Source organism: Bacteroides sp. CAG:633 (assembly GCF_000435115.1).
Taxonomy (GTDB): Bacteria; Bacteroidota; Bacteroidia; order Bacteroidales; family Bacteroidaceae; genus Bacteroides; species Bacteroides ndongoniae.
In genome coordinates, this window is sequence record NZ_FR883139.1 from 6427 (window position 1) to 22594 (window position 16168).

At 50.6% G+C, this 16168-nt stretch carries 8 protein-coding genes and 2 pseudogenes; 7 read left to right on the forward strand and 3 right to left on the reverse strand.

Annotated elements, in window-relative coordinates; genetic code table 11:
* Positions 1-1191 (reverse strand): annotated as a pseudogene (locus QVP67_RS13385) (DPP IV N-terminal domain-containing protein); the annotation flags it as partial.
* A gap of 242 nt (positions 1192-1433) precedes the next feature.
* On the opposite strand from QVP67_RS13385, the gene QVP67_RS13390 reads away from it, so the two are divergent.
* From QVP67_RS13390 to QVP67_RS13420, 7 genes are all read left to right on the forward strand, one after another.
* Positions 1434-2018 carry a hypothetical protein gene (locus QVP67_RS13390; protein ID WP_022164071.1) on the forward strand — a complete coding sequence of 195 codons (585 nt, stop codon included), beginning with the start codon at positions 1434-1436 and terminating at the stop codon, positions 2016-2018.
* Entirely contained in the window at positions 2005-3021 is a 1017-nt protein-coding gene (locus tag QVP67_RS13395) for a serine/threonine protein kinase (RefSeq protein WP_022164072.1), read from the forward strand. The genes QVP67_RS13390 and QVP67_RS13395 overlap by 14 nt, the downstream gene beginning before the upstream one ends.
* A 112-nt stretch (positions 3022-3133) precedes the next feature.
* Entirely contained in the window at positions 3134-5200 is a 2067-nt protein-coding gene (locus tag QVP67_RS13400; protein WP_022164073.1) for a beta-N-acetylhexosaminidase, read from the forward strand.
* A 301-nt stretch (positions 5201-5501) separates the two neighbouring features.
* Positions 5502-6902, forward strand: coding sequence for a glycoside hydrolase family 125 protein (locus QVP67_RS13405; RefSeq protein ID WP_416372160.1), 1401 nt, complete (start codon positions 5502-5504; stop codon positions 6900-6902).
* 29 nt (positions 6903-6931) lie between these two features.
* Positions 6932-9199, forward strand: coding sequence for a GH92 family glycosyl hydrolase (locus tag QVP67_RS13410; protein WP_022164075.1), 2268 nt, complete (start codon positions 6932-6934; stop codon positions 9197-9199).
* A gap of 12 nt (positions 9200-9211) precedes the next feature.
* Positions 9212-12823: a glycosyl hydrolase 2 galactose-binding domain-containing protein gene (locus QVP67_RS13415; protein WP_022164076.1), complete on the forward strand. Its 3612-nt coding sequence runs from the start codon at positions 9212-9214 to the stop codon at positions 12821-12823.
* 15 nt (positions 12824-12838) lie between these two features.
* Positions 12839-14146, forward strand: coding sequence for an anaerobic C4-dicarboxylate transporter family protein (locus QVP67_RS13420; protein WP_022164077.1), 1308 nt, complete (start codon positions 12839-12841; stop codon positions 14144-14146).
* 2 nt (positions 14147-14148) lie between these two features.
* On the opposite strand, the gene QVP67_RS13425 is transcribed toward QVP67_RS13420, so the two are convergent.
* The gene (locus QVP67_RS13425) at positions 14149-15786 is read right to left on the reverse strand and encodes a leucine-rich repeat domain-containing protein (RefSeq protein ID WP_022164078.1); all 1638 of its coding nucleotides are present in this window, start codon (positions 15784-15786) and stop codon (positions 14149-14151) included.
* Between the two features lie 14 nt (positions 15787-15800).
* Positions 15801-16168: pseudogene (locus tag QVP67_RS13430) on the reverse strand (hypothetical protein); the annotation flags it as partial.

Consider the following 16168-nt stretch of genomic DNA (forward strand, 5'->3'; position numbering starts at 1 on the left):
GAGGTCCTTGCCGCACAGGGCGATGCTGCCGTAGTCGTACAGGCCGTTGGTCAGCTGGTAAATCCAGCCGTCCGGCTTCAGACTTACGTTATAGATAGGAGTCATACCGTGCCACACACCGGTGAAGAAGATGCTCTGCGAATCGCTGTTCCACAAGAAAGCGTCCACGTTCGAGGGGAAGCCCTTGCTCAGGAAACGTTTCTCGCCCGTCTGGCGGTCCATCACGAAAAGGCGGTTCCAGTCGGCCTCGTAGCCGTCGCGCTCCATGCTTTGCCAGGCAATGTATTTGCCGTCGGGAGAGTATTGCGGATTGGTGTCGTATCCTTTGTTCTCTTCGGTGATGTTACGTGTCTGTTTGCTGGCCAGGTCGTAGATGTAGATGTCCGAGTTGGTGGAAATGGCATATTCCAGTCCTGTCTTCTTACGGCAGGTATAGGCCACTTCCTTGCTGTCGGGGCTCCAGGCGAGCTGTTCGATACCGCCAAAAGGTTTCATCGGGCTTTCGTAAGGTTCGCCTTGCAGGATGTCTGTCACGTTGCTGATGGCCGAACCGTCGAAGTCGGCTACGAAGGGATGTGGGGCAGTGGTTACCCATTCGTCCCAATGCTTGTACATGAGGTCGGTGACGATGATACCTGTTGTCTTATCCAGGTCGGGATATTTGTCTTTGGTGCTTTGCACTGTTTTCACCTGGGCAATGAAAAGCAGCTTTTTGCCGTCGGGGCTGAAGGAGAAACCTTCTATATCGCCATCGTAGTTGGTCAGTTGTTGCTTTCCGCTTCCGTCGGGATTCATTTCCCATACCTGGCTGCTTCCGCTTTCGGTGCTGAGGTAGGCCAGTTTTTGACCGCCTTTTATCCAGGCGGGTTGGTTTTCGCGCAAGGCACTATGGGTGATTTGCGTGTTGGCGCTGCCGTCGGCGTTCATGACAAACAGTTCGCTGTTACTCTTGTTTTGCGGTACGCTGTAGTAAGTGACGGCATAGGCTATCTGCTTACCGTCGGGCGAGGGTGCCACGCTTCCGATGCGTCCCATGGCCCACAGGGCTTCGGGTGTCATACGGCGGTTTTCGATACGGATGTCCGAACGCTGGATGAGTTCTTCTGCATCCGGTGTATCGCTGTTTTGGATACTTCCGCATGCTCCACACGTCATGGTTGCTGCCATAAGCAAAAGATTTAGATGTTTCATATTGTTATAGTATTGGTTTGATTTCGTCGGGCTTCGTGTCGGCCGGCGGTATAGCTGCCTTTGTCGCACGGTTTCGATGTGTGCAAAGATAAGATTTTTGGAAGACAAAACAGAGAAAGACAGCTCAATGACGCAGATTTAACAGATGTACATTCAACTTTTAATTGGCATTTTTTGTTGTGGAGGTGTTATAAATGAAGATTTTTCCGTAAGTTTGTCTCGTTAAATAATGCAAGACAAAAATGAATATATATAAACCGGAAATTGCAGAATTGTTATTACAGGTGGAGAAGACATATCAGAAGCCGTTGCAGACTTCGACCGATTTCGATGAGTTTTCTCTACATCTGAAGCAGCAGGTGGACGATCTGGTCTCGACATCTACCTTGAAACGTTTGTGGGGTTATGTGGGTGATTCTCATTTGCCTCGTATGCGTACATTGGATGTTTTGGCACGCTATGTGGGGCATTCCAATTTCAAGCAGTTTTGCGCATGGCTGAAGAATAGTCCGGTTTATAATTCATCGTTTTTCTCGGCTCATCAGATCGTGACCCGCGAGTTGTCACCCGGTTCGGAGTTGGAGATCGGATGGTCGCCTAATCGTTATCTGCGTCTGTACTACGAAGGAGGCGATTTGTTCGAAGTAAAGGAAGCCCGGCAGTCTAAATTGTTGGTGGGCGACCGTTTCGAAGCAGTCTCTTTCCTGATGGGACAACCGCTTTTCCTGCCTTATGTATTGCGCGACGGTGTGAAGCTTTCGCCTTTCATCGCAGGGCGTAACGGTGGATTGACATTATTAAATGGGCTGGCCAATGGCAGAGAATGAAGTTTCGTCCGGATTTATCGATGCTGACGTTCTGTCGGGCGAACAGAACTTTTCGAATCTGACGGAGGTGTATGTGTCCGTGTCGGGTTATGCACGTCTGTTCCGTTGTCAGCGTTATAATCGCTTGCATATTCTGAAAGCGTTGAAGCCCGAATACATTGGCAGCGATTTCTATGAACAGGCGTTGCGGAAAGAATTCGATATCGGTTATCAACTGGAGCACCCTCATATCTGCAGAGCCTTAGGCTGGGAAACCTTACCGGAGCTGGGACACTGCATTGTGCTGGAGTACATTGACGGAATTACGCTGAAGGAAGTTATGCAGCGTGGTCTGCTGACACCGGAACTGGCGCGTAAGTTTATAACCGAACTTTGCAGTGCGCTTCATTATCTGCACGGGAAACAGATTGTACACCGAGACTTGAAACCGGAAAATATACTGGTGACTCATAATGGGCATAATGTAAAATTGATCGATTTCGGCTTGTCCGACTGTGACGATTACGATGCGTTGAAGCTTCCTGCCGGTACCCGCTATTACTTGGCTCCTGAAGCCCTGAAACCTGGACAGCCTCTTGATCTGCGTGCCGATATTTATTCGTTGGGCATAATCATTGGCGAGATGGCCGAAATCCTGGAGGACAAAAAGTTGGCTGCTGTTTCGCGGAGATGTACGCGTCGTAAGCCGGCAGAACGTTATGCTTCGGCACTGGAGGTGTCCCGCAGTGTACAGGAAAAGTCTGTCTTCTTGAGGCGTTACCGGATCTTGGCTGCCGGCATGGCGTTGTTGCTTGTTGTGGGGGGAGCTCTTTATATTTCCCGCAGGTCGGGTAAGGCTCCTGTGGCTTTGCCGGTCTATGGTAACTATTCTTTGCCCGCTTCCCATTGGGCTGAGTTGTCCGATACCGCTATGCAGAAATCTGTTTGGAACGATGAGTTTCCATTGTCGGTTCAGCAGAGCGTTGCTGCCAGCTACCGGACAAAGTTAGGTAATCTGTATTAGACGGGGACGGAGCTGTTTTCGATGGCTTTGTTTTTCTTTGTCGGTTAAATCTTTGATTTAAAAATATTTTTGCTAATTTAGGCGGCCGAAGAAGATTTAATACTTTTAGGCTATGAAAATCCGTTTGATTTCCCTTTTGACTGTCTTGGTGGCATTGGCTGTCGGATGTGGGCATGTGTCCACTTCCCCGTTAGCTCTCATTCCTCAACCCCAGATGTATAAGGTACATTCTGGCATGTACACATTTTCTTTTGGCGAACAGTTTACTACCAATCTGAAAGGAACTGAACGCTCCGATCTGGCTGCTGTGCTTGGAGCTTCCCCGTTCGGGCTGCAGATGTCGGAGGATGAGCAGGCACCTTTCTGTTTCGAACTGACAGATTCTATTCCGGGTATAGCTTCTGCCGAAGGGTATACCTTAGCTGTAGGCCGCGACGGGGTACATGTTGAGGCTGTTACTGCGACAGGACTTTTCTATGCCTTTCAATCCCTGTTGCAACTGGCAGAGGAAGGGCCTAAAGAAGGTAGTTGGAGTTTACCTTATGTAGACATCAGTGACTATCCCCGTTTCGATTACCGTGGTCTGCATCTTGACGTATCTCGTCATTTCCGTTCGAAAGAGTTTGTGATGAAGCAGCTCGACGCCATGGCCCGTTACAAGCTGAACCGTTTCCACTGGCACCTGACCGACGGTGCGGGCTGGCGTCTGGAAATCAAACGTTATCCTCAGCTGACGGAACAGACTGCCTATCGTCCTTATCCCAACTGGAAAGCCTGGTGGAGGGGAGGACGTAAATATTGCCGTCGGGATGAGGCCAGTGCCGAAGGTGGGTATTATACGCAAGACGACGTACGCGAGATTGTGGAACATGCACGCAAACTGCACATTACCGTCATTCCGGAAATCGAGATGCCCGGACACTCGGAAGAAGTACTGGCCGTCTTTCCTCAGTTGTCCTGCTCGGGCAAGCCTTATCAGAATGGCGAATTATGCATTGGCAACGAAGAAACATTTACTTTTCTGGAGAACGTATTGCTGGAAGTGATGGAGCTTTTCCCTTCGGAGTATATTCATATCGGTGGGGATGAAGCAGCCAAAAGCAGTTGGGAGAAGTGCCCGAAGTGTCAGAACCGTATCCGTAAGGAAGGACTGAAAGACGAGAAAGAATTGCAAAGCTATCTGATTCATCGCGTAGAGAAGTTCCTGAACAGTCACGGCCGTAAACTGATAGGCTGGGACGAGATTCTGGAAGGTGGGCTGGCTCCGAGTGCTACAGTAATGTCGTGGCGGGGCGAGCAGGGAGGCATTACGGCTGCCAAGGCTGGCCACGATGTTGTCATGACTCCCGGCGAGTTCTGCTATTTGGACGCCTATCAGGATGCTCCTGTTTCACAGCCCGAAGCGATTGGCGGTTATCTGACTTTGGAGAAAGTATATTCCTACAATCCAGTTCCTGCCGAACTGAGCAGTGAGCAGCGTCGGTTCATTAAAGGAGTACAGGCTAATGTCTGGACCGAGTATATTCCCACTGCCGAACATGCCGAATATATGATTTATCCGCGCTTGCTGGCCTTGGCCGAAGTGGCGTGGACAGAGCCGGAACGGAAAGACTGGACCCGTTTCCGGAAATCCGTCTTGAAGGAAACGGAATGGTTGCAGTCGCAGGACTATCATCCTTTCGACTTAAAGAAAGAAGTGGGCGAGCGTCCGGAGTCTTTGCAGCCGGTCGAACATCTTGCCTTGCATTGTCCGGTGACGTATGCCCAACCTTTCTCATCGGCCTATCCGGCTTCGGGCGATTCTACACTGACAGATGGATGGCGTGGAGGCTGGACGTATGGCGACCGTCGCTGGCAAGGTTTCCTGTGTAAGGATGTGGACGTAACCATTGATCTGGGCAGACTGACGGATATCAGGCTGGTGGAAGCGGACTTTCTGCAACTGCGTGGTCCTGAAGTATGGCTTCCGAAGGAGGTTGTGATTTCTTTGTCCGAGGATGGTCTTCGCTTCGAAGAGGTGAAGCGCATTGCGACCGACGTCCCTGTTACCGAGGAACGGCTTACCTTCCGCAACTATCGGTGGGAAGGCAATGCTAAAGTACGATATGTCCGTTTCCAGGGATTCATGAATCGGGAGGTGATGGGCTGGCTGTTTACCGATGAAATTGTAGTTAAGTAAGATAATTCAACTTTGACTTCGTCGATTTTCAATTCGCAAGCTCAAGTTGCAGTTGACAAGCAACAAGTTGACGAGTTAACAAGGCGTTTGTAGCAAGCCGTTTCAAGCAACACTTTGTCAAACCGGGAGTTCCAGCCTAGTAGACTTGTTAACTGAAGCCTTGTCAACTAATAAGTTGAGACTTGCGAAACTTAAGTAAGATAAGTAAATAGAATATATGATGAACCAAAAACTACTGGCTGCCGCCCTGATGCTGTCGGGACTGGTGTCGGGCACTGCTGCAGCCGAAAACCGTTACGGGATGTCCCGCCCCGTTGAACAAATTCCGGAAGAATCTTTTACGGCACCGAACGATAACGTTGGTCGCTACATCAGCCAACGTCCCAAGCCGGAGGAGCGTCTGTTTCAGTCGGATATCATCGAAAAGAAAATTGCGGAAATAAAAGCGTTGCTGAAGAATCCTTATCTGGCCTGGATGTTCGAGAACTGTTTCCCAAATACACTGGATACCACCGTGCACTTCCGTATGCTGGACGGTAAACCGGACACTTTTGTCTATACGGGCGACATCCATGCCATGTGGTTGCGCGACTCGGGCGCACAGGTATGGCCTTACGTACAGTTTGCCAACGATGATCCTCAATTGAAGGCGATGCTCGAAGGAGTCATCCGCCGTCAGTTTCTGTGCATCAATCAGGATCCTTACGCCAATGCTTTCAATGACGGTCCCAAGGGCAGTCAGTGGGAGACCGACCGTACAGACATGAAGCCCGAACTGCACGAGCGCAAATGGGAGATAGACTCTTTATGCTATCCGTTACGGCTTGCCTATCACTATTGGAAAGTGACGGGCGATGCCAGTATTTTCGATGAAAACTGGCTGAAGGCTATCGGTAACGTACTCCGCACCTTTAAGGAACAGCAACGTAAGGAGGATAGGGGACCTTACCGTTTCCAGCGCAAAACCGAACGTGCTACCGATACTACCATCAACGACGGTTGGGGAGCCCCTGCCAATCCGGTTGGCCTGATAGTCTCCATTTTCCGCCCGTCGGACGATGCTACGACCCTGCCTTTCCTCATTCCGTCCAACTTCTTTGCCGTGACTTCTTTGCGGAAAGCGGCCGAGATTCTGACGGAAGTGAACAAGAATGGGGAACTGGCACGTCAATGCACGGATCTGGCCAATGAAGTAGAGCAGGCTCTGAAAAAATATGCCACCTGCGAGCATCCTAAATATGGTACAATCTATGCTTACGAGGTAGACGGTTATGGCAGCTGCATGCTGATGGACGATGCCAATGTTCCCAGCCTGTTGGCTTTACCCTATCTGGGAGATGTCGATATCAACGATCCCATCTATCAGAATACACGCCGCTTTATCTGGAGCGAGGACAATCCTTATTTCTTCAGGGGAAAGGCAGGCGAAGGCATTGGAGGACCGCATATCGGATACGATATGGTGTGGCCCATGAGCATCATGATGAAAGCTTTCACCAGTCAGGACGACGAGGAAATCAAACAGTGTATCCGTATGCTGATGACAACCGATGCCGGTACCGGTTTCATGCACGAATCCTTCCATAAGGACAATCCTGAAAAGTTCACCCGTAAATGGTTTGCCTGGCAGAACACGTTATTCGGTGAGTTGATCATCAAGTTAATCAATGACGGGAAGCTGGATTTATTGAACAGTCTGTAACGAATAAACTTTCAAACAAACATAATGTCATGAAAATACTTTCATTTACTACAGGTATATTGCTGTGTGGACTGCTGGCTGTGGTGCCGTCCGCATGCGTTTCACAAAAAGAAAACAGTACGGCTGGTGCCGATTACCTCCGTTACGTAGATCCTTATATCGGCTCGGGTGGGCACGGACATGTATTTGTAGGTGCCAGTGTCCCCTTGGGCATGGTACAGGTGGGGCCGCAGAACATTCATAAAGGTTGGGATTGGTGTTCGGGCTATCATTACTCGGACAGTGTACTGATAGGATTCAGTCATACGCATCTCAGCGGTACTGGGTGTGCCGACTTGGGCGATGTGCTTCTGATGCCTTATGTAGGCGATGTCCGTACTGCCCGTGGCGAACAGGATAACATCAAGGGAGCCTGTTCGACCTATTACTCGCACGAGAACGAAGAAGTTGCTCCCGGCTATTATTCGTTGCTGATGGATAATGGTGTGCGTGCCGAACTGACGGCTACCGACCGTGTCGCCATTCATCGTTATACTTACCCCGAAGGAACACCCCGGCTGTTGGTGAACTTAAAGGAAGGTAACGGCGACCGTGCTTTTGCGACTGCGTTGAAACGGACGGATGAATATACGGTTGAGGGATACCGCTTTTCCAAGGGATGGAGTCCGCAGCACAAGGTATTTTTTGTGCTGAAGTCCGATCAACCGATTGAGAGTGTGGCCGTATTTGACGATGATGCGGCTGTCGGATCAGATAGCCTTTCCGGCGAAGCGGTGAAAGGGGTACTGACCTTTCGGAACAATCCGAAGAAGGTGCAGCTCAAGGTGGCCCTTTCATCCGTCAGTTGTGCCAATGCTCTGGCTAATCTGAAAGCGGAACAACCTGAATGGAACTTTGAGAAGGTTCGTTCGGATGCCGAAAAACGTTGGAATCGCATGCTGTCGTGTGTGAACGTAGAGAGTGGTGACGAACGTGGCAAGAAGATTTTTTATACCAGTTTGTATCACATGTTCATTGCTCCGACACTGTATGCCGATGTGAACGGAGAGTTCCGTGGGCACGATGATAAAATCTACAAGGCCGACTATTGGACTAACTATTCTACCTTCTCATTGTGGGATACGTACCGCACTCTTCATCCCTTACTCACCATTATCCAGCCTCAGTTAGTGCCCGACATGGTGAATTCCATGCTGAGTATCTACGATCAGCAAGGTAAGTTGCCCATCTGGCCGTTAGTGGGAGGCGAAACCAATCAAATGCCGGGTTACAGTGCTATTCCGGTAATAGCAGATGCTTATCTGAAGGGTTTCCGTGGTTTCGATCCCGAACGGGCGTTGAATTACATGGCTGCCTCAGCTACTTACGACAGGCAGCGTGGGGTTCCTTACGTGATGGAAAAAGGCTGGATACCGTGTGACAAAATGCCAGAAGCCACTTCCATTGCCATGGAATATGCTGTAGGCGATTGGGGGCTGGCCATGATGGCTCAGAAGATGGGTAAAGAAGATATATATAATACTTTTTGGAAGCGTGGGCACTACTACGAACAGTATTTTGATAAAAGTATCAATTTTATCCGTCCGAAGATGGACGACGGCAGTTGGCGTACGCCCTACGATCCTTTCCTGTCTATTCACGGATGGGGTGATTTCTGTGAGGGCAATGGCTGGCATTATACTTTCTTTGTGCCTCAACATCCCGAAGGACTTATCAGTCTGATGGGCGGCGACGACCGCTTTGCCAGCAAGTTGGATTCGCTCTTTGTGGCCGAAGGTGATATGGGTGAGCAGGCTTCGGCCGACATCAGCGGACTAATAGGCATGTATGCCCACGGCAACGAACCCAGTCATCACGTGGCTTACCTCTATGTTTATGCCGGCCAGCAGTGGAAGACGGCGGAGAAAGTCAGTTACATTCAGCACAACTTCTATACTGACCGTCCCGACGGTATTATTGGCAATGAAGATTGTGGTCAGATGTCGGCATGGCATGTACTGTCTGCTTTAGGATTCTATCAGGTTAATCCGTCTCACGGAGTGTATGTTTTTGGCAGTCCGCTCTTTGAGAAAGTTACCATTAACCTGCCGGAAGGAAAGGCATTTACGATAGAGGCTCCGGCCGTAAGCAAGGACAATAAATATATCCAATCTGTCCGACTGAATGGGGAGTCCTATCCGAAAAGCTATATCACGTACGAAGATGTTATGAAAGGCGGTACATTGACCTTCGAGATGGGCAACAAGCCGAATAAACAGTTTGGTGCTGCTCCGGCAGACCGTCCCCGTTCCTATTAGTTTAGATGATTTATGAAGAAGAAAGACGCAGCAGCTTTAATATTGTATGGTGGGGCAGGAGCCTTGTTGCTTCTGTCCGGTTGTGCCGATGCACAGACAGCTTCGGAGCGGGACTATCTGCGTTCCGACTATTACACCCGTGGCATTGGTGTCTATCCGGGCAGTCCGGAAGAAGACTTCTCGCCCGAGTTGTTACCCGGAGGCAACCAATATCGTAACCTGGCTCTCCTGCGGGCTACTTATCAGTCGTCGGCTTACGATTACAACCTGACCTCGCAGCTTCTGACGGATGGCATCGTGACCGACCGCAAGCCTCCTTACTTCGAGCTCCGGACTGCCGGGGGGAGTGTCCCCAAAAGGGAACGGGAATGGATGATTGACGGAGGGCCGTATTCGCGCAATAGTGTGCGTGGTGAAGATGCCTTTTTCCAGTTTGATATGCACCATTATGGCAAAACTGTTACCCATGCAGTAGTCACCGGTACATTGGTGTACGACGATCGATTGGCTCAGGGTGGGTACGAAATGACGTGGGAAGCCTCGAACGACGGTACTACTTGGACTGTACTGGCTGTGAACCGGGGAAGCGGATTGCCCGGCAAAGCCCGTAATGGTCGGGTAGAGGTAAACGACCCCAATAAACAGACCGGTACTGTGTCCATGCCAATGCGCCAGCTGGAGGAGACCTTCCGTTTTGCCAATGCTGCGTCTTATTCATCCTATCGCATCCGCTTGCGGATGAAAGGTGCTTATGAGTGGACTTTCCACGAAGTTGAGTTTGCCGATGCTCAAGGACCCGTCGATTTGAAGCCTTCTCAGTTTTTCACCAGTGCATGGATGAGTGCCACTGCGGGCAAGGAATGGGTCAGTGTAGACTTAGGTACCCGTTCGGAGTTTGACAAGGTAATTCTGCACTGGGTGAACAAGGCTGTCAAAGGAAGTATACAGACTTCAGACGATGCCCGTACGTGGCACGATGTAGCTTCGTTGCCCGGCGGAACAGAACTGGCAGACGAAATCGCTGTCGATGGAAAGGGGCGTTATGTTCGTGTCTGTATGGACCAGTCGGCAGACGGGGAATGCTACATACTGAGTGAATTGGAAGTAATGGGTCGGGGAGGACTTCTGCCCCATGCGGCAGCCATGCCCGTAGCGGCAGACGGCAAACTGCTACTTTCGGGCGGTGGATGGCAGTTGCAGCGAGCTTCGGAGGTGCAGGCCGTAGGCGAGGACATTTCCTTGCCTGCTTATAAACCTGAAGGGTGGGTGACAGCTACCGTGCCGGGCACCGTATTGACTTCGTACAAGAATGTAGGTGCGCTGGCCGATCCGAACTATGCCGACAATCAGCTGATGGTATCTGAATCGTTTTTTAACTCCAATTTCTGGTATCGTCGTGAATTCCAGTTGTCGCAATCGTTCCGGCGCGACCGGGTTTTTCTGAACTTCGACGGCATCAACTGGAAAGCCAATGTTTTCCTGAACGGACAACTGGTAGGACGTATCGAAGGTGCCTTTATCCGCGGTAAGTTCGATGTGACACGGTGGGCGAAGGAGGGTACAAACGTTCTGGCCGTAGAAATCATCAAGAATGAACATATTGGTGCCGTGAAGGAAAAGAACAAACAGAGTACGGACTTCAATGGCGGTATTCTGGGTGCGGACAATCCTACTTTCCATGCCACCATCGGCTGGGACTGGATACCGACCGTACGCGGACGAAACATTGGTATCTGGAACGATGTGTTTCTGACAACGACTGGCAAGGTAACCGTACAGGATCCTTACGTGCAGACCCAATTGGCTTTGCCCGACACCACCCAGGCCCGACTGATGGCAGAGGTTGTGGTGAAGAATCACGACGCCAATGCCGTGAGTGGCATCTTGTCGGGCCGGATAGGCGATGTACGTTTCGAGCAACCCGTCAGTTTGCAGGCCGGTGAAGAACGGACGGTTGTATTCGATGCTGACCGTTTCCCACAACTTTGTATGCAGCATCCTCGTTTGTGGTGGCCCAACGGTTATGGCACCCCTTATCTATATGATGCAAACTTTACGTTCAAAGTAGATGACGAAGTATCCGATACCCGTGACTTCAAAGTCGGTATTCGTCAGATGACGTTCGACGAGAAGAACGACGTGCTGAACCTCTACATCAACGGTCGCCGTTTCATTGGCCGTGGTGGTAACTGGGGCTTCAGTGAGTCGAACCTGAATTACCGGGGCCGCGAATACGAGACTGCCGTGGCTTATCATGCAGACATGAACTTCACCATGCTTCGCAACTGGGTAGGCATGATTGGCGACGAAGAACTGTATGATGCCTGCGACCGATATGGCATCATGATCTGGCAAGACTTCTGGCTGGCCAATCCTGCCGACGGTCCCGATCCTTACAATCCGGCAATGTTTATTGCCAATGCCGAGGACTATGTGAAGCGCATCCGCAGCCATGCTTCACTTGCTTTGTATTGCGGACGTAACGAGGGTTTCCCACCCGAGACTATCGACAAGGCTTTGCGCCGTATCGTAAAGGAAGAACACCCGGGACTTCATTATATTTCCAGTTCGGCCGATGAGGTAGTGAGCGGTCACGGTCCTTACCGTATGCTTCCTGCCAAAACCTACTTTACATTGGAGACCGGTAACGACAAGTTCCACAGCGAGCGGGGCATGCCCAACGTGCTGACTTATGAGAGTTTTCTGCGTACCTATTCCCCCGAAGGCATCTGGCCGCAGTCTCATCAGTGGGGCATGCACGACTATACTCTGGAAGGGGCACAGGGCGCAACTTCTTTTAATGAGATCATAGCTTCGGGATACGGTCAGCCACAGAGTGCCAAAGAATTTGCTGATCTGGCTCAGTGGGTGAACTACGATGGGCATCGCAGCCTCTTCGAGTCGCGCAGCAAGAACCGTATGGGATTGCTGATGTGGATGAGCCATCCCTGCTGGCCTTCGATGGTGTGGCAGACATACGACTATTATTTCGAACCGACAGCCGCTTACTTTGCCATCAAGAAAGCTTCCGAACCGTTGCACATCCAGTGGAATCCGGCTACGGACGATGTAGAAGTGGTGAACTATCATGCCGGCCGGCATCCCGCTCTGAAGGCCCGTGCACAGGTGCTCCACATGAACGGCACCGTAGCTTGGGAGAAGGAAGTCAAAGTAGACAGCCGCGAAGATACCACCGAAAAGTGCATCCGACTGCAATTCCCCGACAACCTGAGCGAAGTACATTTCATCAGGTTACTGCTGGAGGAAAATGGGAAGACTGTTTCCGAGAATTTCTATCACCGCAGTAAGGTCGAGAACAACTATCAGGCTTTGAAACAGCTTCCGAAGGTTACTCTGCATACGCAGGCAGCATATGCGAAGCGTGCTGACGGTGAATGGACGGCCCGAATCACTGTCGAGAACCGCACTGCCACTCCGGCTTTGATGATCCGGCTGAATGTGGTAGGCGATGAAGACGGCATTCAGTTCTTGCCCGTGTTCTATTCCGACAACTATTTTGCCCTGCTGCCGGGCGAGAGCAAAGTGATACATGTCCGTTGGAAAGACGTAGATACACGGGGAAACACCCCCCTGCTGAAAGTATCAGGCTATAATGTAGAATAAAAAAATGGAGTGAGTATGTGGTTGCAATTGATTGTTGTACTGGCTGCTATTGTGATTGGTGCCCGTTTGGGAGGCATCGGGTTAGGAGTAATGGGAGGCGCAGGCCTGGCCTTGCTTTGTTTTGTTTTCGGGCTTCAGCCTACGGCTCCTCCTATCGATGTGATGCTGATGATTGTAGCCGTTATTTCGGCAGCTTCGTGCATGCAGGCTGCCGGTGGACTCGACTATATGGTGAAGCTGGCCGAAAGGTTATTGCGCAAACATCCGGCATGGGTTACGCTGCTGAGCCCTTTGGTTACTTATCTGTTTACTTTCGTGGCAGGAACAGGGCACATAGCCTATTCGGTGCTTCCTGTGATAGCCGAAGTGGCACGCGAGACAAAAATCCGTCCCGAACGTCCGTTGGGTATTGCTGTCATTGCTTCGCAGCAGGCCATTACAGCCAGTCCCATTTCGGCGGCTACGGTGGCTTTGCTGGGCATGCTGGCTGGTTTCGACATTTCCTTGTTCGATATTCTGAAGATTTCCGTTCCTGCTACGCTGATCGGGGTACTGGTGGGTGCCTTTTGTTCGATGAAGGTAGGCAAAGAACTGGTGAACGATCCGGAATACCAACGCCGTCTTAAGGAGGGGATGATAGAGTCTCGTCTGGCCGAAACGACTGTATCGTTCGATTTGCAGAAAGCCCGTATCTCAGTAGGCATATTTCTACTGGCTACTTTTCTGATTGTATTGTTTGGTTCGGTTGATGCCTTGCGTCCTGTATTTTGGGCAGATGGCAAGCTTGTTCCACTCGACATGCCTTCCATTATCGAAATCATCATGCTCAGCACTTCGGCTCTCATCCTGATTATCTGTCGGATCGACGGTATCAAGGCTGTGCAGGGAAGTATTTTTTCGGCAGGTATGCAGGCTGTGATTGCCATTTTCGGTATTGCCTGGATGGGCGATACATTCATTGCCGGCAATCTGTCTTCGCTGACTTCCTCCATCGAAGGTGTTGTCCAGTCCATGCCATGGCTGTTTGGGGTGGCGTTGTTTGTCATGTCCATTCTGCTTTATAGTCAGGCTGCAACCATCCGTGCCGTACTCCCTTTGGGAATCGCATTAGGCATTTCTCCCTGGATGCTGATAGCATTGTTCCCGGCTGTGAATGGCTATTTCTTTATACCCAATTATCCGACAGTGGTGGCAGCAATCAATTTCGACCGTACAGGCACGACCCGCATCGGGAAGTACATTCTCAACCATTCGTTTATGATGCCGGGAATGGTGTGCACCATCGTGAGTATTGCGGTAGGATTGCTGCTGATCTGGCTGTAGCTTTAAAAACTCTCTTCAACGATGTTCCTGAACTGTCCCCAGACAGCATGGTTTCGGTAGATCGACTGGCAGCCGTAGGGCACATGAAGGGTACCTTGTTCGAACAGTTGTTCCGCTCCGACAAAGGTTTCGTCCTGGCATACGGGCGGAAAATCGTTTGCTTTGATGTACAGGTGTTGCAGCGAAGAGCAACCGTCGAAGCAATATTCAGACAGATAAGATACAGATGCTCCCAATGTCAGCGATTGTAATTGCCGGCACTGCTGAAAACATCCATGAGGGATGAGGCTGATATTATCGGGCAAGACAATGCTTTTGATTGCTGAAAAGGCAAAGGCTTCTTGCCCGATCTCCTTTACGGACGAAGGCAAGTCGATCTGTTGTAACCGGGTGTTGTAGAAAGCATATTCCCTGATTGTGGTGATGGTCGACGGTATCTGGAAGTATTCTTCTTTTTTCCCTTCCGGATACCATACCAGTTCTGTCATTTTTTGGTTGTATAATATCCCATTATCGCTGCTAAAGGCCGGATTGACTTCCGGAATGTCCAGGATGGTCAGACTGCTGCAACCTTCCGAGGGAGCAAATCGTGCCAGCAATGGTGAGAAATGAAGGACAGACAAAGAGGTACAGTTTTCGAAGGCATTTCTTTCGACCGTCGTTACTCCTACCGGAAGGGTCAGTTCCTGTAACCAGATGCAGTTGGCAAACATGCCTTGGCTGACTGTATTGGCAGTTGTGAAACGTTGTCCGTCGTAACTTGCACCACCGGCCACAATCGAAGCATCGTTTAAGTTAAGTCGCTGTAATCTCCCGTCGGTATTCTCTCCTTCGATGTCCGTTCCCATCATGTCGCGCAGATAACGGATGTCTGTCCCGTTCAGCGGTCCGGCTATACTGAGGGTAGTGAACTGGTATTTTTCCTGTTCTCCAATTGCTTCATGAAGGGTTCCGGCTTCTGTCAGTACGACCACCTCACCAGTCTGGAACTGGTACACCTTACTGCGTGTCTCACCAATGGAGTTAGCGGCATAGGCTTGTATGTAGTAGGTGGTTTCTAGTTGCAGGTTACCGATGCGTGTTTTCCAGCGCTTTTCTTCCGGACTACCCAGTTTGATTTGTTGTTCCTGTTCATCTTCCTCGGCCCGGAAATAAAATCCGGTAGCGGTGATTTCTTCTCCGCCATCGTCCAGAATTTCGCATTCAAGGGTGATGCTGCTCGGTCCCTGGTTCAGCATTTTCAGGTCGCTGACAGTAGGTTCTGTATTGGGGACTGTTTCAAAACTCATTGTCTCACTGCGCACGGTGCTGTATGTGTTTCCGGCTTCCAGGCGATAATAATAAGTGCTGCCCGGATGCAGTCCAGTCAATAGTGTCGAGACATCCTGCTCCTCGGTGACGGATATGTCGACGGATTCGGTCATGTCAGAAGTCAGTCCGTATCGGAACCGAATCTTACTGACGTTACCTTCTGCATTCGGCGCTACCTTGCCCGAAAGCAGGGCACTTGTGCGCGTAATGTCCCTGGCTGCCTCTATGCTGACCGACGGAGGCAGGTTCACCGGTTCTTCATCCTTACTACAGGCTGTAAGCAGGAATATGATCCATATATAGATGTATGTACGGAAATGATTGGTCATTTTTTCGAAAGGATTTAGAAGTTAATACCTACTCCGACAGCGGCTTCCCAATACTGAAGACGGATGGTCATAACACCCGCCGATACCACCATCCGTCGGAAGCGGTAAAGGCAACCGGCTTCCGCACTGATACCCCGGTACGAAAAATCGGTGTTCAGCAGCAGTGCACTGTTATCATATTGTTCCCAGGCCACATCCCGCTGTCCGTAACCCACGCCTTCGTAGATGCAGAAGTCGGCTATCAACCGGTGAATGCCTCCCGCCATCAGCATCCAGCGTCCTTTTTCTGTCCGTCCGGTGTAGTAGGGGGCTTCATCCGTTCCGGGCAGAAGTCCGTTCCGGTCGCATTCGCCCTGGGTATGAGGCATGCCGCGGAAATCTT

Excerpts from the sequence above, each read along its gene's own strand:
- QVP67_RS13390 (WP_022164071.1), top strand. The coding sequence starts at position 1,434 with ATGAATATATATAAACCGGAAATTGCAGAATTGTTATTACAGGTGGAG.
- QVP67_RS13395 (WP_022164072.1), top strand. The coding sequence starts at position 2,005 with ATGGCAGAGAATGAAGTTTCGTCCGGATTTATCGATGCTGACGTTCTG.
- QVP67_RS13400 (WP_022164073.1), top strand. The coding sequence starts at position 3,134 with ATGAAAATCCGTTTGATTTCCCTTTTGACTGTCTTGGTGGCATTGGCT.
- QVP67_RS13405 (WP_416372160.1), top strand. The coding sequence starts at position 5,502 with ATGTCCCGCCCCGTTGAACAAATTCCGGAAGAATCTTTTACGGCACCG.
- QVP67_RS13410 (WP_022164075.1), top strand. The coding sequence starts at position 6,932 with ATGAAAATACTTTCATTTACTACAGGTATATTGCTGTGTGGACTGCTG.
- QVP67_RS13415 (WP_022164076.1), top strand. The coding sequence starts at position 9,212 with ATGAAGAAGAAAGACGCAGCAGCTTTAATATTGTATGGTGGGGCAGGA.
- QVP67_RS13420 (WP_022164077.1), top strand. The coding sequence starts at position 12,839 with ATGTGGTTGCAATTGATTGTTGTACTGGCTGCTATTGTGATTGGTGCC.
- QVP67_RS13425 (WP_022164078.1), bottom strand. The coding sequence starts at position 15,786 with ATGACCAATCATTTCCGTACATACATCTATATATGGATCATATTCCTG.